The following is a 22,060-nucleotide window of genomic DNA, read 5'->3' as shown; positions in this document are numbered from 1 at the left end:
TCGCTCTTGCGCTGATGCTCAGCAGCGCGCCGGTCGTAGCACTCGCCCAACCGGCTGGCGCCGGCGCGCCAACCGGGCAGGGCATGCCTATCCTGCCCGATAATCTGACCCGGACGGTGCGCACGCTTGCGTCGGACACGTTCGAAGGACGCGCGCCAGGAAGTCGCGGCGAAGACCGCACGATCGGCTACCTGATCGCGCGGTTCCAGGAACTGGGGCTCGAACCCGGCGGCACTGACGGCGGCTGGACCCAGGCCGTGCCATTGCTCCATACGAGGCTGGGCACGCCGACGACGTTGTCGGTCACCGTGGGCGGCAAGACCGTTCCCCTGGCCCCCGACACCGACGTAGCGCTCACAACGCTGATGCCCGCGGACGTTGCGACGATCCGGGCGGCGCCGCTGGTCTTCGTCGGCTATGGCGTCGACGCGCCGGAGCGCGGGTGGGACGATTTCAAGGGTGCCGACCTCAAGGGCAAGGTCGCGGTCTTCCTGATCAACGACCCCGATTTCGTCGCGGCCAAGGGGGAAGGCGCCTTTGGCAAGTTCGGCGGCCGGACGATGACCTATTACGGCCGCTGGACCTACAAGTACGAGGAAGCCGTGCGGCGCGGCGCGGCGGGCGCGTTAATCATCCACGATACCGACGGCGCGGGGTACGGCTGGAACGTCGCGGCAAGCTCGAACGGCGAAAACTACGACATCGTGAGAGCACCGGGAACCGGCGGGCTGGCACTGCAGGGCTGGTTGGCGGGCGATGCGGCCGAGCGCATCTTCAGCGCTGCGGGGCTGGACCTGGCAAAGCTCAGGCGCGCAGCGCGGAGCAAGGGTTTCCGCCCGGTTGCGCTCGGCGCGAAGCTAGATGCCTCCGTCCCGGTCAGCCACGAGGTGGTCGAAAGCCACAATGTCCTGGCCCGGATACCCGGCGCGCGCCGACCCGACGAAGTCGTGATGTACGGGGCGCACTGGGACGCTTACGGAGCCGCCGCGCCGGGCGCGCCGGGTGGAAAATACCGCGCGGGCGCGAACGACGACGCGCTAGGCATTGCCGGACTGATCGAGATCGCCCGCAATCTGAAGTCCGGCCCACCGCCCGTACGCAGCGTGGTCTTCGCCGCATGGACGGCTGAAGAGCGCGGGCTTCTGGGTTCCGCGTTCTACGCCGCGGCGCCGATCTATCCGCTCGAAAAGACGGTTGCCAACCTCACCCTCGACATCCTCCAGACCGCGGGTCGGGCGCGCGACGTCATTCTCGTCGGTCGCGGGCAGGACACGCTCGAGGACGACCTTGCCCGCTTCGCCGCTGCGCAGGGGCGCACGGTCAGCCCCGAAAGCCTGCCCGAGCGCGGGCTGTTCTACCGCGCCGATCACTTCAGCCTCGCCAAGCGCGGCGTGCCGGTCCTGTTGCTGATGGGCATCGCCGGCGCAAGCGACCTTGTCGATGGTGGCAAGGCCGCGGGCCAGGCATGGGTCGATGCCTATACCGGCAAATGCTATCACCAGGCCTGCGACGCATGGAGCCCCGACTGGAACCTGGCGGGCGCGGTGCAGGATATCGAGGTGATGCAGGCGATCGGCACCGACCTTGCCAATTCGTCCCGCTGGCCGGAATGGAAGCCGGGATCGGAGTTCAAGGCGGTGCGCGACAAGTCGGCCGCCGCCCGCCGCTGAAGGCCGGCACTCGCCTTGGCCATTGAAGTGCGGGCCATGCTAGGCTAGGCGCGCGGCTCGCCCGGTTAGGCCCGATGGCGGAGTGGTTACGCAGAGGACTGCAAATCCTTGCACGCCGGTTCGATTCCGGCTCGGGCCTCCAACCGCCTCGGCGCGCAATGGCGCCGCACGAACTGCCGGTCCGCGATCCGTCGCGGATCCCGCCAACTGACTTCCGGCCGCGCACCCGCCCCCAATGGCGGGGCTGACCGCAATGTGCCATCCCCCGCGTGCCTGCGCGGCAACCGAAAATCGAGCCCGATGCCCTTTTCCCACCTCCCTCCGCCCCTTGCCGCAGCGCTTGCCGAACAGGGCTATTCCGCCCCGACACCGGTCCAGGCGGCAGTCCTCGAACCCGATGCGCTGGGGCGCGACCTGGTCGTTTCTGCCCAGACCGGCTCAGGCAAGACCGTCGCCTTCGGCCTCGCCATGGCGCGCGACCTGCTGGGGGATGCTGAAACCCTGCCCCGCGCCGGGGCTCCGCTGGCGCTCGTGATCGCGCCGACGCGCGAACTGGCGCTCCAGGTCAGCCGCGAGCTGACCTGGCTCTACGCCGGGGCCCAGGCACGAATCGTGACTTGCGTCGGCGGCATGGATCCGTCGAAGGAACGACGTGCGCTGGCGCAGGGCGCGCACATCGTCGTCGGCACCCCGGGGCGCCTGCGCGATCATCTCGAGCGCGGCGCGCTGATCCTTACCGGCCTGCGCTTCGTGGTGCTCGACGAAGCCGACGAGATGCTCGACATGGGCTTTCGCGACGATCTCGAGGAAATTCTCGACGCCACCCCCGATGGCCGCAGGACCCTGCTGTTCTCGGCCACGATGCCGCGGCCGATCGTCGCGCTCGCCAAGCGCTACCAGCGCGATGCGCTGCGCATCTCGACGGTGGGAGACGATCGCGGCCATGGCGACATTGCGTACCAGGCGGTGGCCGTGTCGCCCGCCGATATCGAACACGCGGTGATCAACCTGCTGCGCTTCCATGAAGCAGAGACGGCGATGTTGTTCTGCGCGACGCGCGACAACGTCCGCCACATGCACGCCGCGCTGGTCGAGCGTGGCTTCGCCGCGGTCGCGCTTTCGGGCGAGCACAGCCAGAATGAGCGCAACTACGCACTCCAGGCGCTGCGCGACAAGCGGGCCCGCGTCTGCGTGGCTACCGACGTCGCCGCGCGCGGGATCGACGTCGCCTCGCTCAGCCTGGTAATCCACGTCGAAGTGCCGCGCGATGCCGAGGTGCTCCAGCACCGTTCGGGCCGGACGGGCCGCGCCGGGAAGAAGGGCACCGCGGTCATCGTCGTGCCCTACCCCCGCCGCCGCCGGGTCGAGATGATGCTGAAGAGCGCGCGGATCGCCGCCGAATGGGTCGAAGTGCCCAGCGCCGCGGCAATCCGGGCGCAGGACAGCGAGCGTCTGCTGACGACGCTGATGGCGCCAGTCGAATCGAGCGAGGAGGAGCGCGCGCTCGCCGCCCGGCTGCTCGAAAGCAAGAGCGCCGAGGAGATCGCCGTCGCGCTCGTCCGTGCGCATGCCGCGCGGCTGCCGGAACCGGAGGAACTGATCGACATCTCCACCCGCGATCGCGGCACCGCCGGCGTTTCGACCGCCCACCACCGCCCGGGATTCGACGACGTCGTCTGGTTCCGCATGGATATCGGCCGCCGCCAGAATGCGGATCCGCGATGGATCCTGCCGCTGCTGTGCCGTCGCGGCCACATCACCCGTGGCGAGATCGGGGCGATCCGCATCGCCCCGGGCGAAACCTACTTTCAGGTGCCGCGCGCGGTCGCCGGCCGCTTCAGTGACGCGCTCAAGCGCACTGCGACTCCGGGCGCCGAGGACGAGAGCGGTATCAGGATCGAGCCGTCGCCCGAGCCGCCCCGCGCTCCGCCCCGCAAGCAGCACGGCGGCGCCAACGATGCGCGCCGTCCCGGAGGCAAGCCGCCGTTCCGTCGCCATGACAAGCCGAAGGGCCAGGGTCCGCGCCCGGCCTGAAGGCCGATTGCCGCGCCGTACCGCAGCCGCTAGGGGCCGCCGATGCTCGACATATCCGGGATAACCGTTCGCCTCGGCGGACGCACGATCATCGACGATGCCTCGGCGCGTCTGCCGCCCCGGGGCCGGATCGGGCTGATCGGGCGCAATGGCGCGGGAAAGTCGACGCTCGTCCGGGTCATCGCCGGAATGCTCGAGGCCGATGCCGGGCGGGTCGACAAGCCGCGTGGCAGCCGCCTCGGCTACATCGCGCAGGAAGCGCCCGCCGGGGCCGCCTCTCCGTTCGAGACGGTCCTTGCCGCAGATACCGAGCGTGCCGATCTGATGGTCGAAAGCGAGATGTGCGAGGCGCCGGCGCGCCTGGCCGAGATCCACGAACGCCTGATCGCCATCGAGGCCCACTCTGCCCCCGCGCGCGCCGCGCGCATCCTGGTCGGCCTGGGCTTCGACGAAGAAGCGCAGCATCGCCCGCTCGACAGCTTTTCGGGCGGCTGGCGCATGCGCGTGGCGCTGGCGTCGCTGCTGTTCTCCGCCCCCGATCTGCTCCTGCTCGACGAACCTTCGAACCACCTCGACCTCGAGGCCGTGCTGTGGCTCGAGGACTTCCTCAAGTCCTATCCGGCGACGATCCTGCTCGTCAGCCACGAGCGTGATTTCCTCAACAACGTTGTCGACCACATCCTTCATCTCTCGGGCGGCAAGTTGACGCTCTATCCCGGTGGCTACGACGCGTTCGAACGCCAGCGCGCCGAGCGTCAGGCCCAGATCGCCTCGGCCCGCGCCCGCCAGCAGGCGCAGCGCGAGAAGCTGCAGGACTATGTGGCGCGAAACTCCGCCCGCGCCTCGACCGCCAAGCAGGCGCAAAGCCGCGCCAAGGCGCTCGCGCGGATGCAGCCGATCGCCGAGCTGGTCGACGATCCTTCGCTCAGCTTCGATTTCCCCAGCCCTGAACCGTTGCGGCCGCCGCTGATCACCCTCGACACCGCGAGCGTCGGCTACGACCGCGAGCCCGTCCTGAGCCGGCTCAACCTGCGGCTCGATCCCGACGACAGGATCGCGCTGCTGGGCCGGAACGGCAACGGCAAGACCACGCTCGCGCGGCTGCTGGCCGCACAGCTCGCACCGCTCGACGGCGCGATGACCGCCAGCGGACGAATGAAGGTCGGCTACTTCACCCAGTACCAGGTCGAGGAACTCGACCGCGACGAAACCCCGCTGCAGCACATGACGGTGCTGATGAAGGGCGCAAGCCCAAGTGCGGTCCGGGCCCAGCTCGGACGGTTCGGCTTTTCAGGGCCCAAGGCGACGACCCAGGTGGGCAAGCTTTCGGGCGGCGAACGGGCGCGGCTGGCGTTGGCCCTCATCACGCGCGACGCGCCGCATCTCCTGATCCTCGACGAGCCGACCAACCACCTCGATGTCGATGCGCGCGAGGCGCTGATCCAGGCGCTCAACGACTATTCGGGCGCGGTGGTCATGGTCAGCCACGACCGTCACATGCTGGAAATGACTGCCGATCGGCTTGTCCTGGTCGACGGCGGCACCGCGGCGGAATTCGACGGGTCGATCGAGAGTTACATCGCCTTCGTCCTTGCCCGCGACCCCGCCACCGCACGGGCAGACGGCGGAAAGTCGGCGGGCAAGGGCCTGAACAAGAAGGACCAGCGCAAGGCCGCCGCCGAAGCGCGCGAGCGCGGGCAGGAATTGCGCCGCCGCGCGAAGAGCGCCGAATCGGCACTGGAAAAGCTGGTTGCGGCGCGACAGGCGGTCGACCACGCAATGTTCTCGCCCGACTCCGCCGCGCCCGAATATGCCGCGCTGACGATGACCGAGTTGATGAAACGCCGCGCCGAACTCTCGGACAGGATCGACGATGCCGAGGCCGCGTGGCTGGAAGCGAGCGAGGCCCTGGAGGAAGTGGTTTCGGCCGCCGCCTGATCAGCTTCGCTGCGGCTGGGTGATGATCCGGTCGCGCGCGGCGGTGATGTCGTTTTCGGCGAACTGCACCTTCAGCCGCTCGCGGTCGCTCGCGCGGTACATGTCCTCCGAACGGTCGATGCCCTCTTCCCCGATCTCAAGGCTCTCGAGCGCGAGACGCGCCATCTTCACCGCCGATTCCATCACCTCGCGCACCACGTAGCGTGCCGGGCTGCCCTTGAGCTTGAGCACCGCGCGCCGATCATAGGCGCGCACGAAGATCGTCGCCCCGGGAAACGCCTCGTGAACCGCCTCGATCATCTCGCGCTCGAGCTGGTCGCCGTCGATGCAGAACAGGATCAGCGAGGCTTCCGAAGCGCCTGCCTGGCGCAGCAGGTCGAGCCGGGTGCCGTCGCCGAAATAGACCTTGCTGCCGAACCGCTCGGCGACGTCGATCATCTCGATATCCGTATCGATCAGCGTGACCGGCACGTCGCTGGCGATCAGCATCTGGGCCACGGTCTGGCCGAACCTGCCGTACCCGACGACCAGCGCGTTCGCGCCGTCGGAGACCGGTCCCTCGCGCTCCTCGTCGCGCGTCACCGGCGCGGCGCGAACGCCGGCGGTGATCGCCATCAGGAACGGCGTGGTGGCCATCGATACGGTCACCACCGCGCCGAACAGGCTGGCCGCCTGGGGCGAGATCAGGAGCGCATCGGTAGCCTGCGCAAACAGCACGAAGCCGAACTCGCCGCCCTGGCTCAGGAGCAGGCCAAGCGCGAGCGCCGAGCGCCAGGTCATGCGGAACGCAAGCCCGATGAGGAAGATCACCCCTGCCTTCACCGCGATCAGCGCAAGGGCCATCAGCGCCACGAACAGCGGCCGTTCGGCGATGGCGCCGAGGTCGAGCATCATCCCCACAGCGAGGAAGAACAGCCCGAGGAGGATCGAGCGGAACGGCTCGACATCCGCCTCCAGCTCGTGCCGGTAGGGCGAGTCGGCCAGCATAACGCCGGCGATGAACGCGCCCAGTGCGGTCGAAAGGCCGAGCAGTTCCATCAGCGCGGCCGACGCGACCACCGTGAACAATGCGGCGACGACGAACATCTCGCGCTCGCCGAGGTTGCCGATCAGGCGGAACAGCGGACGGATCAGGAACCGGCCGGCGGCGATCAACCCCACGACCGCGCCGACGGTGTACAGCGCCAGCAGCCAGCCCGGGGGACCGCCCGCATCCGCGGGATTGCGGCTCATCGCGGCGATGATCGTGATCAGCGGGATAATCGACAGGTCCTGGAACAGCAGGATGGCGAAAGCGCGCTCGCCGAACGGGGTGCGCAGTCGGCCCGACGACTGCAGCATCGGCAGCACCTGCGCTGTCGAGGACAGCGCGAGCGGCAGGCCCAGGGCAAGCGCGGCGGGTATCGAGAAGCGGGCGAACAATGCGATGACCGTGGCAATTGCCAGCCCGCAGGCCGCGACCTGAAGCAACCCGAGCCCGAAGATATCGCGCTTCATCCGCCACAGCCGGGCCGGATTGAGTTCGAGCCCCACCACGAACAGCAGAAGCGTGATCCCGAGTTCGGCGATGCCGATCTTCGATTCGGCATCACCCACGAGTCCGAGCACATGCGGACCGACGAGCGCGCCGGCGACGAGGTAGCCCAAGGTCGCGCCAAGCCCCAGCCGGCGGAATACGAGAACGAACGCCAGCGCGAATCCGAGGAGCAGGAACCCGTCGCGCAAGAGCAATCCGTGTCCGGCTTCTTCCATCAGTGTCGCGCCTTCGTTTCCTGAGGGTCCGCCGGGAATCGCCGGCCTGCGAGGCGACCTCGTCGTGGTCCTTGAAACCGCCTATCCCCGACCTGCCCGATCGCAAAGCCGCGAATGTGCCGGCGGCCCACACCCCGGCGATCGGGCAGCGGGCAATCGTCATCCCTCCGTCACAAAAACCCGCCAGAGTTAGGGCTTGCAGGGGGTTTTCGCACCGCGATGACAAAGATCAGTATCCTTCTGACCGACCCGATCGTGGCCAGTCTCCAAGGTCTGGTTCACGATGACCTCGTGGTCGAATTCGCGCCGCTTGGCAGCACCGCCCCGGACCGCCTGTTCGATGGATCGATCTGGGTTTTCGTCGACTGGCTCCTGCCGGACCTGAGCGGGCTGGAACTTTGCCGCCGGCTTCGCGCCAGCCCGCAGACAGAGGGCGCGCACATCACCATGGTGCTCGAAGAGGACGATCCCGAGGCCCGCCGCCGCGCGCTACGCGCGGGGGCAGACGACTATATGGTCGGTCCGCTCGACCGGACGCGCCTGCTCGACCGGATCATGTCGCTTTCACCCGGCGAACTGCATGCGGCGCCCCCGGGCAACGTCATCCGCCACGGCGATCTGGCGATCGACAGCGGCACGCTGCAGGTCAGTTATCGCGGTCGACGGATCGCGCTGATGCCCAACGAATTCCGGCTGTTGCGCTTTTTCGCCGAGCATCCCGGGCGGATCTTCACCCGCAGCCAGCTCATCGCGGGACTCGGCAAGCAGGAACCGACAATCGACGAACGCACGGTCGATGTCTGGGTGGGCCGCCTGCGTCGTGCGCTGCTTGCCGGCGGTGCCGGCAATCCGCTGCGCACGGTGCGCTCGATGGGCTATATCCTCGACCCGGCATAAGGGCGCGGCCGGAACGCTTCCCGGCCGCGGCCCCTCAGCCGATCAGAATTTCACCGAGCCCGAGAGGGCGAAAGTCGTGCCGACATCATAGGTGTTGATATCGACCCGGTTCGTGCCGGACTGCTGGAATTCCTCGTGCTTGCGCCCGGTAATGTTGCGGGCCTCGGCCTTGATCTCGAGTTCCTTGCCGAACAGGTCGAAACCCTCGCGCGCGACAAGGTCGATTCGCAGTCCCGGACGCTCGATCACGTCGGGTTGCGGCGGCGAGCCGTTGAGGCCCCGGCTGACCACGCGATCGCTAGCATAGCTGACCAGGATCGTCTGCTGCGACAGCCGATCGCGGTTTTCCAGGCCGAGCTGGAAGTTGACGATATGATCCGACTGGCCGGTCATCGGCGAACCATCGCGGAAGTAGTCGCTGGCGATGGTCGATGCGGCACCGAAGACGGTCGTCGTGTCGGTCGGCGAGACCTTCAGCTTCGATTTGGTGAAGGTGTAGTTGGCGATGAGCACCAGGCGGCGATTGGCGAGAAAGCTTCCCTCGCCGCCGATCCCGTCGAGATTGACGTACTTCTGCGCCTCGAACTCGGCGCCATAAAGCGTCGCCTCGGGTGCGTTGGCGAACGAGGTCACGAGGTCGCCACCGGCAAGGAAGGCTTCGATCGGCTTGTCGATCCGCTTGTAGAAGCCCGACAGCGAAAGCCGCTGCTCGGGCGCGAAGTACCACTCGTACCGCGCCTCGGCGTTGTACAACTGGCTGTCCACGAGAAGCGGATTGCCGCGATAGGGCCGGTTGGAATCGGGATCGTAGTAAGGCTGGTTGATCAGTTCGCGGAACTGCGGACGGGCTATCGTCTTCGATCCGCTCAGCCGCACCTGCATGTCAGGCCGGAACTGCCAGGTCAGCGTTGCCGCCGGTAGCCAGTAGTCGCGGCGCAGGTCGGTCGATGCGGTCGACGCGCCGGGGGTCGAGAAGACCTGGATCGGCGAAACCTTTTGCGTCGCCTTTTCGAAGCGCACGCCCGCATCGATGCTCAGCTCGTCGGTGATCTGGGCGTTGACCTTGCCGTAACCGGCATAGTTGCGCAGCCGGGCGTCGAACGCCGGATTGCCTTCGTCGGTCTCGATCAGGCTGATCTTGAAGAAGTTGACGATGCCGGGGGCCAGCAGCAAGTCGGGGCGGAACAGCGCCACGCCCGAAGGGAACGAACTCGGCGCCTGGAACTGGAAATCGCGGCGCGAGCTTGTCCGGTGCGTATCCGACCAGGCCCCGCCCAGCGTGGCGCTGATCGACGGCGTGACGAGATAGGTAAGGTCGACGCCCGCCGAGAAGAGGTCCTCGTTGAGATCGCTATAGGTGATCTGCCCATCACCGCGGTTGCCGTTGTTGAGGCGGTTGATGAAGTAGGCGCCGAACGGATCTGAGGCGGAGTTGGTGCGGACGTATTCGAACGCGAGTTCGCCGGGCGCTTCACGCTGGGAATTGGCGTATCCGCCGCGCACGTCGGCCTTGAGCACGTCGGTCAGGGTGAATTCACCGACCAACTGGGTATCGATCAGCTGGCGTTCGTACCAGGCAGTCTTCTGCTGGAGGAAATCGACCCCCGTCCCCTGCCGATTGCCGAGGCTGAGGCGCGCCTGCTTGATCGTGTCGCGCACATAAAGGTTCGTCCACCGCACCTTGTTCGGGCCAAATTCGTAGCCCAGCCCGAGGAGTGCGTTCACGACGATCCGCTGATCGGTATTGAGCTGGAGAAAATCGCTTTCGAGCGTCGAAAGGTCGGCGCTCAATGACGACTGCTGGCGCGGCTGGCGGGTGGTGTAGCGGTTGCTGTAACCCGCAGCGGCGATCACGCCGAGCTCGCCGTCGCCGAGGGGGAACGACTTGCCGCCGCTGAGATTGGCGGAAAAGTTCGGCGGCATATGCTTCCAGCGCTGGACCACGCCGTTGCGCGAATTGACCAGTTGCCCGGCGATAGCCTGGGTGTCGACATTGCCCGAACTGATCCGCTCGCCGCTACTCAGGAACGCCGCGAGCGCGGGCGGGATGTCCCGCTGGCCGTTGTCGAAGCCGAAATTGTCGCTCTTGCTCCCGTAGTAGGTGTAGCCGAGATGGCCGGTCGTTTCGGTATCGCCCGAAACGCCGATGCCGAAGGTCAGGAACGGATCCTTCGGGACGGCCTTGGTCGTCAGGTTGATGACGCCGCCGCCGAACTCGCCCGGGTAGTTCACCGAATAGCTCTTCTGGACAAGCGACGAGGCGATGACCCCGCTCGGGAAGATGTCGAGCGGAACCACGCGGCGCAGCGGCTCGGGGCTTGGCAGCGGCGAGCCGTTCAGCAGCGCGAGACTGTAGCGATCGCCAAGGCCGCGAACATAGACGAGCCCACTGCCCACGACGCTGAGGCCGGTGACGCGCGCCAGTGCGCCTGCGATGTTACCCTCGCCCGTCCGCGCGATCTCCGCCGTGCCGAGCACCGAGACCACCTGATCCGACGACTTGGAAATGTTGCGGTCGCGCGCGCCGGTAACCACGATCTCGTTGCCGGCCCCGGGGACCGAAATCTCGACCGGCTCTTCGGCTGGCTGCTCGGGGGCAGGCGCGGGCTCAGCGACCTGATCGCCCGTGGTGGGCGCCGGGGTCGGGTTTTCGACCTGGGCGACCGCGTGCATCGGGGCAACGAGGGCGGAGGTGAGGAGGAGGGCTCCGGCGAGCCGCAGCGGCGTGGACATGGAGCGGTCCTTGTCTTTTGAATGCAGTTGCGGGGGCAGCCGTTGCGGCCGCCCCCGGTTCCAAAGCGGCAGCCGGATCAGGTCGTCGGCAGCGAGGTGCAGGCGCTCGACGTCGAACCGAAGTTCGCGGTCGCGCTGTTGCAGGTCCAGCCGGCGTACCATGTGTCCGAAGCGTTGCGCACGGCGCCGATCCAGGTCGTGGTGTCGAAGAAGCTGGAGATCGTCTTCGGATCGGTCGCGGTGACCGCGGTCTCGTTCGCACCGTCGATGAACTGCCTCGTCAGCGACGGAGTGAAGGCGTCGTTGTTGTTGTTCGAGCCCGAGCCGAAGAAGCTCGACACCTGCGTCGCGGTGTAGCCACCGGTACCGAGGTACTTGGTGGCGTTGCACTGCATCACCACCGAGCGCGCGGTGAGCGTTGCGGGCGTTGTGCCCGACCCGTTCATGCGGACGCATTCGTTGGACGGAGCAAGCAGGATGCCGTTGACTAGCGTCGTGTCCGAGTTGCCGCGGAACAGCGAGGCCGCAAGGTCGGCTGCTTCGTTGTCGGCGCTCGTCTGCGGCTGGATCGCGGTGAAGTTCGCGACGTTGAGCTTCGTGCGCGGGGTGTCGCTCTCGAACCCGTTGCTGTCGATCTCGAACAGCGCGTCGCCTCGGCCCGCGCGGGGCAACTGGAGCACGTACTGGAAGTTGCCCTGCGCGCCGGTATCGACGTCGAGGCTGTCGTCGTCCGCACCGGTCGCGATGTAGTACTTGAAGTTGATCGCGCCGCCGAAGAACTCCGAACCGTCGTCCGAGCTGTTGTGGGCCTGGATATGGTCGAGCGTCGTGCCCGATCCGATGCCCTCGGTGGTCAGCGCCTGCAGCTCCTTGTCGGCACCCAGGACGAAGCCCGAATAGCGGATCTGGACGAAGCTCATCCGCCCGGCGTTATAAGTGTTGTCCGCGCCGCCGAACCGGGCGAGGTCGGCCGAGCCTTCGGTGTCGCGCTCGCAGGTGCCCGAAGCGACGCTGCCGACGCTGCAGTCGGTGACGATGCCGCGGCCCATCAGGACGACGCCGCCCCACTGGCCCTGGCTGGTATCATCGTTGAGGCCGAGGACGTTGTCGCGGCTGGTGAACACGATCGGCTGCGTGGCGGTGCCGACCGCATTGATCTTGTTGCCCCGGTTGACGGCGAGCCAGGACTGGCCGGTCTTGCCGTACAGGATGGCGCCGGCGGCGATGGTCAGCGTCACGTTGGTATCGGCGGTAAGCGCGGTGCTGCAGCCGACGGTGGTGGAAGTGACCGGCGCCGCAGCCGTCGGGGCGCGGAAACCGCCGTCGCAGCCGACGTTCACGCGGCCGTTCAATTCATAGAGCAGACCCGACACCTTCGGGAGCGTCGACGACGTCTTGATCACGGAAGGCAGGGTGCAGACGCGATACGAACCGGTGGGTCCGCTGATCGTCCCGCCATCCGTCAGGCCCTGCGCGTCGGCGATGGTAGGACAGCCGGCCGCGGCGGTAACGGTGCTGACCGGGGTCGGCGTGGGCGAAGGGGTCGGCGCCGGGGCCGGGTTGTTGATCGTCACACTTCCGCTGCTCCCGGGCGATGCAATATCGCTCGGACCACAGCCGGCGAGAGCCAGTGTGCTGCAACCCAACGCCAGCGGCCACAATTTCTTCGTCACGGTCTTTCCCCTGAATCGATTGCTGATTCGGCAGATCGTCGCTGCCTCAGGGGGTCCGATAGAAGCTGACCGTGACAGTTTGGCTGCGGAACGAAGACAATGGCTGTCACAATTCAAAGAGCGTGATCGATGACAATAATGACATCCGGAATCGGCACCTGATCCGGCCAGGCCCCTCCCCGAACATTGCAGTTTTATGACACTGTTACAGTTTTGTTGCGCGATGGAGGCGGTGGGACATATCCTTCATCGAAAGAAAGACAACGAGGATGCCTCAACGATGCCCGCACCGCTCTTCCTCCTGCCCCTTCTGCTCGCACAGGCCCCTGTCGTGGTGACCGGCACCGCGACCGCGCATCCCGAAGGCGATCGCGTGGACGTCGCTTACACCGAGCTCGCGGCCGGACAGACCCGCGCCGCCATCGCGCGGATCGAAGGCAATCGTGAACTGAGCCAGGACGACCCCGCACGGCTGATCAACCTCGGCACCGCTTATGCGCGCCTTGGCGATGCCGCCCGCGCTCGCAGCCTCTACCTGGCCGCGGTACAAAGCGGGGATCGCTACGATCTCGAGCTGGCGACCGGCCAGTGGCTCGATTCGCGGCGAGCAGCGCGTCTCGCCCTCGAATTGCTGGGCACCGGCAGCACCCTGGCGCTCAAGTAGCGCGCGGCGTGCAAGGCACGAAGCTGCCCTGCACTACGCAAAAGGATTTGCCCCCGCGCCCCACCCTGTCTAAACGCGCGCCCTGGCACACGGGCCGCTTTAGCTCAGTCGGTAGAGCACATCATTCGTAATGATGGGGTCACAGGTTCGAATCCTGTAAGCGGCACCATTCTTTCAGCAGGCAAATCCACAAGGTTAAGCGGAACTACCTCCCGCTGGGGCGCTGTGGCGTCAGCTCGTCGGTAGCGCATAGGATCCCTGTCGCGTCCGAAATAGGGTCGGGAGCGACTCCAAAGGTCGCAGCCTTGCGCGAATGGCGAGGTTCCTACTGCGGCTGTGATCGCGTGTCTGGTGGCGATTTCGCTGACGCCCGAGTTCACTCTCTTTTGCCGCTCACCAAAGTGCGGATTTCGGCCACGGCGTTCTTCACCTTCCAGTTCAGGAACATCAGACCTAGGTCCCGTGAGGCTCGGCGCGGATCGCCTTCGATGCCGACGCCATCCAACGATAGAGGGGCGCCCGGTGGCGGGACTGGAGCGCCTAAGACGAGCCGCTCCGGATGAACGTAATCGGGATTGGCGGCCCATGTGAGCGAGGTATCGGATATGCCGCCATGTCTGCTCGGCGGGTATCCTTTTACACGGAGATATTCGTCGATTTGCTGGTTTGTCTTGGCATAGGCGTCGCTTGAGAAAAAAACTCGCACGCCTTCCGCGCGATGTTTGTCATCAAGTTTGCTAGCAAGCGCACGAAGAAGCGGCTGGTTTTGGTCGTGGTCGCCGATGAAGACGACGTACTTGAATCCGGTTCTGACCATGCTCTCCGCAACGTCTTCGTTCACTCTGGTAAATGTGTCTGCAGAGAGGTTTACCGTTCCTGGAAAACGGGCCTCGTCTGTCGTTGGTGCGAACGGCATTACTGGCGCGACAAGCGCGTTGCCCAGTTTTCGGGCGACGTTCTCAGCAATGTAATTTGCGCGAACGAGATGCTTTCCAAGCGCGACCGCCGGCCCGGTGGCTTCTGTGCTACCGCTAGGTATCAGGACAATCGTTTTGCCGGAACGAATGGCGTCACGGATTTCGACTGTAGTCATTCGCTCTATCATCACCGGCGCAACAGCGAGCGAAGCGTCTGAAGCGCTGTGACCGGCCAGTGCTGGGCTGGTGGCCGCCGAGGCCGAGAGAGCGAAAGCGACGCCGAATGGACTCAACTTCATGAGCGGTCTCCATCGGAGCGGGGCACCCAGTGTGGCCGATTAGCCAAATGGCCGCAACGGTGTCGTTGGCGAAGGGACCCCACGACACTTTAAGGAAGCAAATCCAGTGGATCGGGCGGCACGGCCCATCCGGCTGATACAAGCTGCCCGAAGCTGATGTTGCGACGCTGGAGCCGGACGCTCGCTTCCTTGCGTCCGGCTCCAGACTGGCCACACCCCGAAAGAGGCTGACGCCTCCTCAACGCCAGGCGGCTCGCGCTAGCGTTACTCGCGTTCTTCCTTTTTGCACTGCCCCGGCGGGGTGCAGTTGAAGAAGTTCGCATCGACATAGGCCGCCACCGATTGGCCCAGCAGGGCGCCGTTCACGTCGGCCCTGCGGAAGTGAAGGCCTCCGAGGATCCGCGCCTCGATCATGTCGCCCACGACTGCGGTGAAGCTGCTGTAGTGCCGGGTCGATCCTGTCGGCACGCCGTTCACCACTCCCACGCCCGGGCTCGCTATGTCAAACTCCGCCTGGTCGTTGTCGAAGAACGCCTTCGCGCTGTTCATCACCCCGCTATAGGCGCAGTTGGCGCCCGAAGGTTCGTCCGGGTAAGGCGGCAGGGCCAGGAGAGAAGTCCACGCGGTATCGGGCTCGGTCGCGGGGTTGCCGTCGGTGTCGGCGAGCTGGATCGCCGTCGCCGGCCGCCAGAAGCTCCAATGGGCCTTTTCCGCCCAGCAATTGATCAGGCTGTCCGCCCCGGTCATGCTGGTCATGGCGTAGAACCGCGCCCGTTCCGTGATCGTCAGTCCCTTCGAGGCCGACACCTGGCGCAATGCCGCATAGAGCATGGGAACGGGGTGCGGGGCCGACCAATACGCCAGCAAGGTCTGGGCGTCCGTTCGCGTGGATCCGGTAGCCCGGCCCAGCGCCTTCACCTCGTTGAATTCGGCGGTGTACTGCGCGCTTGTCAGGTCGCTCGGTCCTGAAGTGTGGAAGTATTCCGACTTCGGCAGAGTGAAGGGCCGCACGTTGCGCACCCATGCGTTCGGATCGTTCACCGGCGCCGGGCGCCATTGTCCCGGACCCGGCACGGCGGGGACCGTAAAACCGGGCGGGCCGAAACGGCCGTCACCCATCCGATTGGCCAGCATCGCCGCCGCAGCCGCGGCTCCGACATCAATGCCCTTGGCCTCGGCCTCACCATCCGGGACCTGTGTCAGCGAAGCGGTGTAATCTGCATCGAGCCGCGTCTTTATCGCGGACTTGACCTCGGGAGTCAGGCTCGCCGTCGACGGCGCCTGATCGACGATGGCGACCAGGACATCGTGCGCTGCCGTCGAAGCAGCGGCGTCCTTGGACGCGCTGGTCGGCGCCTTCAGTCCGGCCAGATAGGGGTCGTGCCCGCCCTTGATGGCGTTGACCGCGTCGTACACCGCGCCCTGAACCATCGCGAGATGGATGAACGCGACGGGAGGCGTGAACTGGACGCCCGGCGTGCCGGCAGTGGTTGCGTTGGTGAGCGCGGTTACGGCCCTCTGGTTCCATACGTCCACCGCTTCGTTCTCACCCGGGTAGGCGGCAAGCAGGGGCGCTGGTGACGGCTGGAGCTTCGGGGCGAGCGCGGCGGTGGGAGCTTGTCCCAGGGTCACGGAAGAACTCGCTGAATTCGATCCGCTCCCGCAACTCCCGAGCATCAGCGACAAGAAGCCGCAGGCAAAGGTTGCGCGTAAGCGCGGCGACTTAGCCGAAAGGCAAACTGACCCCGTTTTCATGTCTCGCCACTCCTTATTTCATGCCACACTCCAAGAACTGCCGCGACGAGGGCAGCAAAAGGCCCGCGACGCATCGACAGAAAAAAGCTTTCGAACCCCGCGCGATGCGTGCGGAATTCCGTTGCGACCGAAATTGAGCGAGCCCCTGACCTCTCACCTGCAGGGTTATCGCGGCGCGTGCCCCGCGACATGAGTCAAGCGTGGGCCGAGCATGGCGACTCCCCAATGAGATGGAGTCATTGCGGGATCGAGCGTATCACGCCCCCGAAGGCGCCACAAGTTTACTGTGGCGCCAGCCCAATCGCGGCGAGACCGGTCGTCATCGTGTCCACCAGGCGGTTGGCACCAGGTTTGCCGATGCGCGCCTAGCGCCTAGAAATCGTAGCCGGCCTTCAGCCCGAATAACTGCGGCTTGACCGGGTAGATCCGCGAATACTGCCCACATATCTGGGTGACGCACACCGAGTTGAGGCTGAGCGCCCCGCGCTTGTCGAAGGCGTTCTGAATGAATGCCTCCAGCCGGAACTGGTCCCAGTGCAGCCCGGCCGAAAAGTCGAACGTCGTGAACGCACGCGTCGCGCCGACCGCGGCGAAGTCCGCATCGGTCAGGAACGACCGGGTTCCGCCCTGGTGGTTGACGACGCCCTGAACGAAGCCCTGCGAAGCGCCGAGCGGGAATTCGTAGCGCGCGGTGGCGTTGCCCTTGAACTTCGGGGTGACGGGCAGGCGCGTGCCCTTTGCCGCGGCGGGCGCCTGCGCCGGGACGCAGACGATGTTCTTGGTGATCGGATCGACCTGGCAGAAGTCGGTCGTCAGTTGCGCATCGACGTAAGTCGCCCCGGCCGACAGGATTAGCCCGCCCCAACGCGCCGAGATTTCGCCCTCGATGCCGTAAATCCGCGCGTCGCCCGCGTTGTAGGTGTTGGTCTGGCCGTTCTGGCCCACCGGGACCAGGCTGTACTGCAGGTCCTTCCACTTTTCGTAGAACACCGCTCCGTTGAAGGTGACGTTCGAGAAACGCGTCTTCCAGCCCAGTTCGTAGTTGTCGAGCGTGTCGGCCTTGAACGGATCGACGCCCGGCCGCCGGTTGTTGCCGCCGGGACGATATCCGCGCGAGACGGTGCCATAGACCATGACGTCGGGCGTGACCTGGTACTTGACGCTGCCCTTCCAGATGAAGCCATCGTCCTTCGAGCGCTTGTCGACGTTCACGCACGGTCCCGTCTTGTAGGGGGTCGTGGTCAGGCAGGTCGCCAGGTTGCTGCCCGTGTTAGGCCCGGAAAAGCCGAAGATCGTGTTGTTGTAACGGTAATAGCGCAGGCCCCCGATCACCGTCAGCGCATCGGTGAGGTCGAATTCTCCCTGCGCGAACGCGGCATAGTCGCGGTCGATCCGCTTTACCCGGGTGGTATAGACCGAGTCCGTGCCAGGGAAGGGCGACAGCCATGGCGAGAAATCCGCAGCGCCGGTGCCCTGCACTTCGTAGTCGGCGCGCACCGCGTCGGTCTGCCGCTGCATGAAAAGCCCCGCCGTCAGCCTCATCCGGCGGTCGCTGGGCGAACTGATCCGCAGCTCGTTCGTGATCTTGGTGTAGGTATCGCCCAGAATGGCGTTCTGCGTAGGATCGAGAAAGCCGCCCTTCCCGTCGGGGTAATATGTCGCATAGCCGAACTGGGTGACGCCGTTGTCGTCGACGTAGGTGTAGGAATCGTAGGCGACCGAATAATAGGAATAGTCGGGCCGGTTGTTGACCTTGCGGGAAAAATATCCGCCGGCGTAGGTGAGGTCCCAGTCGCTGATCTTGCCCTGGATGGTGAGCGCGGCCTGGTACCAGCGGTCCTTGTTCACGCTCGGCAGGGAATCGGTGACGTTGAGATCGCCCTTGCGCGGATCGTAGAGGAAGCCGCCGTGGGCGACCTGATGCTGGTAGATGAGTTGCGGCGTAGCCGTCCACGAATCGTCCAGATCGATCTTGAGCGCGGCGCGGCCGCCGTATGTCTCGACGTCGTTGTAGTCGTTCTCGACCAGTGCCGAGTTGTTGACGACCACGTTGGTCGTCGGGTCGCCGTCGTCGAGCGTGAAGGTCCGGGTCTGCGCGATGTTGTCGATGTAGCCGCCCTGCTTCTCGTAGAAGCCCACGACGCGCAGCGCGGCGCGGTCGGACAGGGGCACGTTGATGTAGCTTTCGACCGAGCCGCCGAAGTCGCCCTTGCCGAACTTGTTGCCCTGAACGTCGATGTTGCCCGAAAAGCCGCTCGTACTCGGCTGGTTGGTGATGATCCGCAGCGTACCCGACAGCGAGCTTGCGCCGAATAGCGTCCCTTGCGGTCCCGCCAGCGCCTCGACCCGCGCGATGTCGTAGATATGGACATCGACCGAGCCGAAGATCGTGGTGACCGGAATTTCGTCGAGGTAGAGGCTCGAGGTGGGCAGCGGGCCGATATGGAGCCCGTCTCCGCCCGAGGCCACGCCGCGGAAGAAGATCTGCGACTGGCTGGGCCCGAACGACTGGAAGCTGACGCTGGGCAGGAGCTTGGCATAATCGTCGAAGCTGGCGACCTGCGCCTGGTCGAGCTTCGCTTCGCCGATCGCGGTCACGCTGATCGGCACGTCCTGGAGGTTTTCCTCGCGCCGGTTGGCGGTGACGATGATTTCGGCGTCGGCGGTATCGCCGGAGGCCTGGGGCTCTTGCTGGGCGAACGCGGTGCCGGGGGCGGCAAACATGGTTGTGGCAAGCAGGACGGGGACCATTCGGTCCCGCACGAGCTTCGAACGCATGGCAAGCGCCTCCCAGAGAACGTCCAGCGGCCCAGTTCGCATGCTCCACCCCGAAGGCCCCCGACGCAACGTCCAAAGCGGCTGGAGTCGCCAGATTGGTGAGATTGTCGGCGGAGCGTTGCCGCGCTGCAACAATCACCCGGGGTAAGGATAGTCCGTCAATGCGGTGCCCAGCGCCACCTTCAACGGACCGAGACGATCGGCGACGGGGCGCCACTGGCCCACTCCGTCGCGATTGAGCGGGCGGCGTACCTGCTCGCTGCTGGCCGTACGCACCGCGCGCGGATTTTCATGAAAGCGCAGGCAGGCATCCTCGAACGGGAGATCGAGCGCGGCCAGCAGGCTGCGGACCTGTCCTTCGGGATCGTCGAGCAGCGCCTCGTGATACACGCGGTGGACCGCGCCCGGCATTGCCTGATCGAGATGGGCCATCCATCGGACGTAGTCGGCGTAGTAAGCGCCGATGTCGGACAGATCGTAGCTGAAAGCCTGGCCGCGCGCGAAGTGCTGGCGGAAATTGGACCACCCGCAGTCCAGCGGATGGCGGCGGGCGTCGATGATCCTCGCGTTGGGCACGATCAGGCGAATGAGGCCGATGTGCTGCCAATTGTTGGGAAGCTTGTCGACGAAGCGGGGCTTGCCATCGCGGCGCTGGGTGGCTGCGCCCTCGAGGTATCGCAGGCCCAGATCGCGCAGCTCCTCGCTCGAGAGCAAGCCAAGTCCCTCGGGATAGCCGCAGCGCTTGCCGAGTTCGGCCACGAGCTGCGGCATGTCGGGCAATTCCGCCGTGCCCTCGATCTCGCTGTGGGTGGCAAGGATCTGTTCGATCAGCGTCGATCCCGAACGCGGCAGGCCCACGATGAAGATCGGATCGGACGCGGGACAGCCGTGGCCTTCGCGCTCGGCGAAGAACTGCGGCGTGAACGTTGCGATCAGCGAATCCACCAGGCCCGTCGTAACGGCGGCGCTGTAGGGCAACAGTTCGCGGCGAAGCCGGTTGGCTTGCGCGTAATGGTCGAACGATTCGGCGTGCGCGCCCTGGTCGTCGAGCGCCTTTGCGAGCGCGAAATTGAGATGGAAGCGATCGTCCGCGCTCGTCGACAGTGCGTCGAGCGCCGCCTGCATCGCCGCCACGTCATCCCTGCCCAAGCGGACCGTCTTCAGGTTGGCAAGGCTCCACCACGCTTCGCCGAATGAAGGCATCAGCGCAACCGCGCGGCGATAGGCGGCGATGCTTTCGTCCTGGCGGCCCACGGTCTTGAGCGCGTGCCCGTAGCTCATCCAGATCTTGGGGTGCGCCTGGGCCCGCGCGAGCACGTCCTCGTAAAGCAGGATTGCCTCTTCGAACGCCCCTGCCCGGCTGAGGACTGCCGCGCGCAGGTTGGCGTGCGCGGTCGAGCCGGGCATGTCGGCCTCAAGCCGGTCGAGTTCGGCCAATGCCTCGGTCGTCCGGCCCTGGCGATGAAGCGCGGTCGCGAGGTTCGCCCGCGCCGGCGCGAACGCGGGGGCGAGTTCCAGCGCGCGGCGCAGCAGCGCCTCGGCATCGCGATAGCGCCCGATCCGTCCGGCCACTTCGGCCAGCATCCGGATCGCCGCGACATCGAACGGATCTTCCTTCAGCCGCGAGCGCAGCAGCGGCTCCGCCGCGGACAGCCGGTTCTCCACCAGCGCCATCGCTGCCGACTGGAGCAGCGGATCGCCGGTCGAGGCTTCGATGGCGCGCAGTTCGGCGGCCCGGCCGCCCTGCGTGTCGCCTCGTTCGCGCAGCAGGCGCGCGCGCCGGCGCCATGCCTTGGGCGCATCGATGCCTGAAGGGACATCCCCTTCGCTCGATTCGGCACCGGATGGGGGAGACGTCGCCATGGATGCATGTGGTTGACCGGCGGCCGCGCGATTGCAACCCGGCTCGTCCTGCCGCATGCCGGTCGCCAGCAAGGACAATCACCCCCCTTATGCCCGAAGCCCCGATAAAGCAGGTTGCCGCCGGCATCGCGATAGTGAGCGGCATGGTTCTGGTGACCCGGCGGGCGCATGGACAGAATCTCGCCGGCCTATGGGAATTTCCCGGCGGCAAGCTGGAAGCGGGCGAAACGCCGCAGACCTGCATCGTGCGCGAGCTTCACGAGGAACTGGGCGTCGGCACGACCGCAGGCGAAGTGCTGGTCGAGGCGATCCACCGCTATCCCGGCGGAGCGATCAACCTTATCGCAGTCCAGGTCGTGCTGGATCACCACGATCTGCAGCTATCGGTGCACGACGCCTACGCATGGGTCGCGCCGCGCGAATTGCTGACGATCGGCCTCGCCCCCGCAGACGTGCCCATCGCGGAGGAGATCATCCGGCGGCACGGCTGAGCCGGTTCCGCCAGGCCGACGCGGAAGGCGTTAGGGCCGGCGACTGCGCGCTTTGGCGGTCTTTGCTTTCGCCGCGGCTATCGCTGTTTTTGCCGAGGCAATCGCCCCCGAGACCGCGCGGTGAACGCACTCGGGATCGGGATCGAGCGGGTAAAGCTGATCGAGTTGAAGACATGCCGAGCGCGCGACCCGTTCGAGCCGTTTCATCAGGCGCGCGGCATCGGCCGGCTTGGCGAGGTCGAGATCGCCGTAGAGCGCGGGAATCTTGACCGTGGTCACCACGATCGGCGCACCGGTATAGGGGCTGCGCTCGCCGCGAAGCGGAACCGAGCGCGGTGCTTCGACGACGATTTCAGGGCCGTGCGCTCCGATGGTCGGCTGTGCTGCGGCGCCGGGCGCCAGCGTCGCGCCGGCGAGCATGGCGGCACACGCCGTGCCCATGAGTGACTTCGAGAACATTTGGCAACCCTCCCAATCCGTTACCCGGCCTACACTGACCGCTTCCCGCCGCATTGATCGAGGTCAATTGACGGCCTGCGACCTTCGATCCGCCCGATCCTATATCAGAAACCAATGCGCGCCAGCGCGGCTTCTCG

14 protein-coding genes and 2 tRNA genes are annotated in these 22,060 nt (G+C 66.2%); 8 read left to right on the top strand and 8 right to left on the bottom strand.

Annotation, left to right across the window (positions count from 1 at the left end; genetic code table 11):
• Nucleotides 1–83 precede the first annotated feature (83 nt).
• The 4 genes from ACFO0A_RS03935 to ACFO0A_RS03920 all read left to right on the top strand — a co-directional run bounded on the left by ACFO0A_RS03935 (nt 84) and on the right by ACFO0A_RS03920 (nt 5,642).
• Nucleotides 84–1,670 (top strand): M28 family peptidase, encoded by a 1,587-nt coding sequence (locus ACFO0A_RS03935; protein ID WP_379538158.1) that lies wholly within the window; start codon nt 84–86, stop codon nt 1,668–1,670.
• A 68-nt stretch (nt 1,671–1,738) separates the two neighbouring features.
• A tRNA-Cys gene (locus ACFO0A_RS03930) sits at nt 1,739–1,812 on the top strand.
• A gap of 158 nt (nt 1,813–1,970) precedes the next feature.
• Nucleotides 1,971–3,704, top strand: coding sequence for a DEAD/DEAH box helicase (locus ACFO0A_RS03925; protein ID WP_379537666.1), 1,734 nt, complete (start codon nt 1,971–1,973; stop codon nt 3,702–3,704).
• Nucleotides 3,705–3,746: 42 nt separating this feature from the next.
• On the top strand, nt 3,747–5,642 hold the full coding sequence (locus tag ACFO0A_RS03920; RefSeq protein ID WP_379537665.1) for an ABC-F family ATP-binding cassette domain-containing protein: 1,896 nt from the start codon (nt 3,747–3,749) through the stop codon (nt 5,640–5,642).
• On the opposite strand, the gene ACFO0A_RS03915 is transcribed toward ACFO0A_RS03920, so the two are convergent.
• Nucleotides 5,643–7,394 (bottom strand): cation:proton antiporter domain-containing protein, encoded by a 1,752-nt coding sequence (locus ACFO0A_RS03915; RefSeq protein WP_379537664.1) that lies wholly within the window; start codon nt 7,392–7,394, stop codon nt 5,643–5,645.
• A gap of 219 nt (nt 7,395–7,613) precedes the next feature.
• Between ACFO0A_RS03915 and ACFO0A_RS03910 the strand changes: the two genes are divergently transcribed.
• Entirely contained in the window at nt 7,614–8,291 is a 678-nt protein-coding gene (locus ACFO0A_RS03910; protein ID WP_379537663.1) for a response regulator transcription factor, read from the top strand.
• Nucleotides 8,292–8,333: 42 nt separating this feature from the next.
• Here ACFO0A_RS03910 and ACFO0A_RS03905 read toward each other — a convergent pair whose 3' ends face one another.
• Both ACFO0A_RS03905 and ACFO0A_RS03900 read right to left on the bottom strand, forming a co-directional pair.
• Nucleotides 8,334–11,024, bottom strand: a complete 2,691-nt coding sequence (locus ACFO0A_RS03905; protein WP_379537662.1) for a TonB-dependent receptor domain-containing protein — start codon at nt 11,022–11,024, stop codon at nt 8,334–8,336.
• A gap of 77 nt (nt 11,025–11,101) precedes the next feature.
• Complete coding sequence (locus ACFO0A_RS03900) at nt 11,102–12,697, bottom strand: hypothetical protein (RefSeq protein ID WP_379537661.1); 1,596 nt, start codon at nt 12,695–12,697, stop codon at nt 11,102–11,104.
• A 280-nt stretch (nt 12,698–12,977) separates the two neighbouring features.
• Between ACFO0A_RS03900 and ACFO0A_RS03895 the strand changes: the two genes are divergently transcribed.
• Together ACFO0A_RS03895 and ACFO0A_RS03890 are read left to right on the top strand one after the other, a co-directional pair.
• Entirely contained in the window at nt 12,978–13,361 is a 384-nt protein-coding gene (locus tag ACFO0A_RS03895) for a hypothetical protein (RefSeq protein ID WP_379537660.1), read from the top strand.
• A 93-nt stretch (nt 13,362–13,454) separates the two neighbouring features.
• Nucleotides 13,455–13,530, top strand: a tRNA-Thr gene (locus ACFO0A_RS03890).
• 207 nt (nt 13,531–13,737) lie between these two features.
• On the opposite strand, the gene ACFO0A_RS03885 is transcribed toward ACFO0A_RS03890, so the two are convergent.
• The 4 genes from ACFO0A_RS03885 to ACFO0A_RS03870 form a co-directional block, all read right to left on the bottom strand.
• Entirely contained in the window at nt 13,738–14,577 is an 840-nt protein-coding gene (locus tag ACFO0A_RS03885) for a creatininase family protein (protein ID WP_379537659.1), read from the bottom strand.
• 264 nt (nt 14,578–14,841) lie between these two features.
• Nucleotides 14,842–16,209 carry a vanadium-dependent haloperoxidase gene (locus ACFO0A_RS03880; protein ID WP_379537658.1) on the bottom strand — a complete coding sequence of 456 codons (1,368 nt, stop codon included), beginning with the start codon at nt 16,207–16,209 and terminating at the stop codon, nt 14,842–14,844.
• Nucleotides 16,210–16,704: 495 nt separating this feature from the next.
• The gene (locus ACFO0A_RS03875; protein WP_379537657.1) at nt 16,705–19,110 is read right to left on the bottom strand and encodes a TonB-dependent receptor; all 2,406 of its coding nucleotides are present in this window, start codon (nt 19,108–19,110) and stop codon (nt 16,705–16,707) included.
• A gap of 135 nt (nt 19,111–19,245) precedes the next feature.
• Nucleotides 19,246–20,973: a tetratricopeptide repeat-containing sulfotransferase family protein gene (locus tag ACFO0A_RS03870; RefSeq protein WP_379537656.1), complete on the bottom strand. Its 1,728-nt coding sequence runs from the start codon at nt 20,971–20,973 to the stop codon at nt 19,246–19,248.
• A gap of 89 nt (nt 20,974–21,062) precedes the next feature.
• Between ACFO0A_RS03870 and ACFO0A_RS03865 the strand changes: the two genes are divergently transcribed.
• Nucleotides 21,063–21,464, top strand: coding sequence for a (deoxy)nucleoside triphosphate pyrophosphohydrolase (locus tag ACFO0A_RS03865; protein WP_379537655.1), 402 nt, complete (start codon nt 21,063–21,065; stop codon nt 21,462–21,464).
• Nucleotides 21,465–21,494: 30 nt separating this feature from the next.
• Here ACFO0A_RS03865 and ACFO0A_RS03860 read toward each other — a convergent pair whose 3' ends face one another.
• Entirely contained in the window at nt 21,495–21,923 is a 429-nt protein-coding gene (locus tag ACFO0A_RS03860) for a UrcA family protein (protein WP_379537654.1), read from the bottom strand.
• Between the last annotated feature and the right edge of the window lie 137 nt (nt 21,924–22,060).

The organism is Novosphingobium tardum (genome assembly GCF_042652045.1).
GTDB lineage: Bacteria > Pseudomonadota > Alphaproteobacteria > Sphingomonadales > Sphingomonadaceae > Novosphingobium > Novosphingobium tardum.
This window is presented reverse-complemented; position numbering and strand designations above follow the sequence as displayed.

Bases quoted from the DNA above. Each gene is read 5' to 3' on its own strand.
- ACFO0A_RS03935 (WP_379538158.1), top strand. From the start codon at position 84: ATGCCTATCCTGCCCGATAATCTGACCCGGACGGTGCGCACGCTTGCG.
- ACFO0A_RS03925 (WP_379537666.1), top strand. From the start codon at position 1,971: ATGCCCTTTTCCCACCTCCCTCCGCCCCTTGCCGCAGCGCTTGCCGAA.
- ACFO0A_RS03920 (WP_379537665.1), top strand. From the start codon at position 3,747: ATGCTCGACATATCCGGGATAACCGTTCGCCTCGGCGGACGCACGATC.
- ACFO0A_RS03915 (WP_379537664.1), bottom strand. From the start codon at position 7,394: ATGGAAGAAGCCGGACACGGATTGCTCTTGCGCGACGGGTTCCTGCTC.
- ACFO0A_RS03910 (WP_379537663.1), top strand. From the start codon at position 7,614: ATGACAAAGATCAGTATCCTTCTGACCGACCCGATCGTGGCCAGTCTC.
- ACFO0A_RS03905 (WP_379537662.1), bottom strand. From the start codon at position 11,024: ATGTCCACGCCGCTGCGGCTCGCCGGAGCCCTCCTCCTCACCTCCGCC.
- ACFO0A_RS03895 (WP_379537660.1), top strand. From the start codon at position 12,978: ATGCCCGCACCGCTCTTCCTCCTGCCCCTTCTGCTCGCACAGGCCCCT.
- ACFO0A_RS03885 (WP_379537659.1), bottom strand. From the start codon at position 14,577: ATGAAGTTGAGTCCATTCGGCGTCGCTTTCGCTCTCTCGGCCTCGGCG.
- ACFO0A_RS03875 (WP_379537657.1), bottom strand. From the start codon at position 19,110: ATGCGTTCGAAGCTCGTGCGGGACCGAATGGTCCCCGTCCTGCTTGCC.
- ACFO0A_RS03870 (WP_379537656.1), bottom strand. From the start codon at position 20,973: ATGGCGACGTCTCCCCCATCCGGTGCCGAATCGAGCGAAGGGGATGTC.
- ACFO0A_RS03865 (WP_379537655.1), top strand. From the start codon at position 21,063: ATGCCCGAAGCCCCGATAAAGCAGGTTGCCGCCGGCATCGCGATAGTG.
- ACFO0A_RS03860 (WP_379537654.1), bottom strand. From the start codon at position 21,923: ATGTTCTCGAAGTCACTCATGGGCACGGCGTGTGCCGCCATGCTCGCC.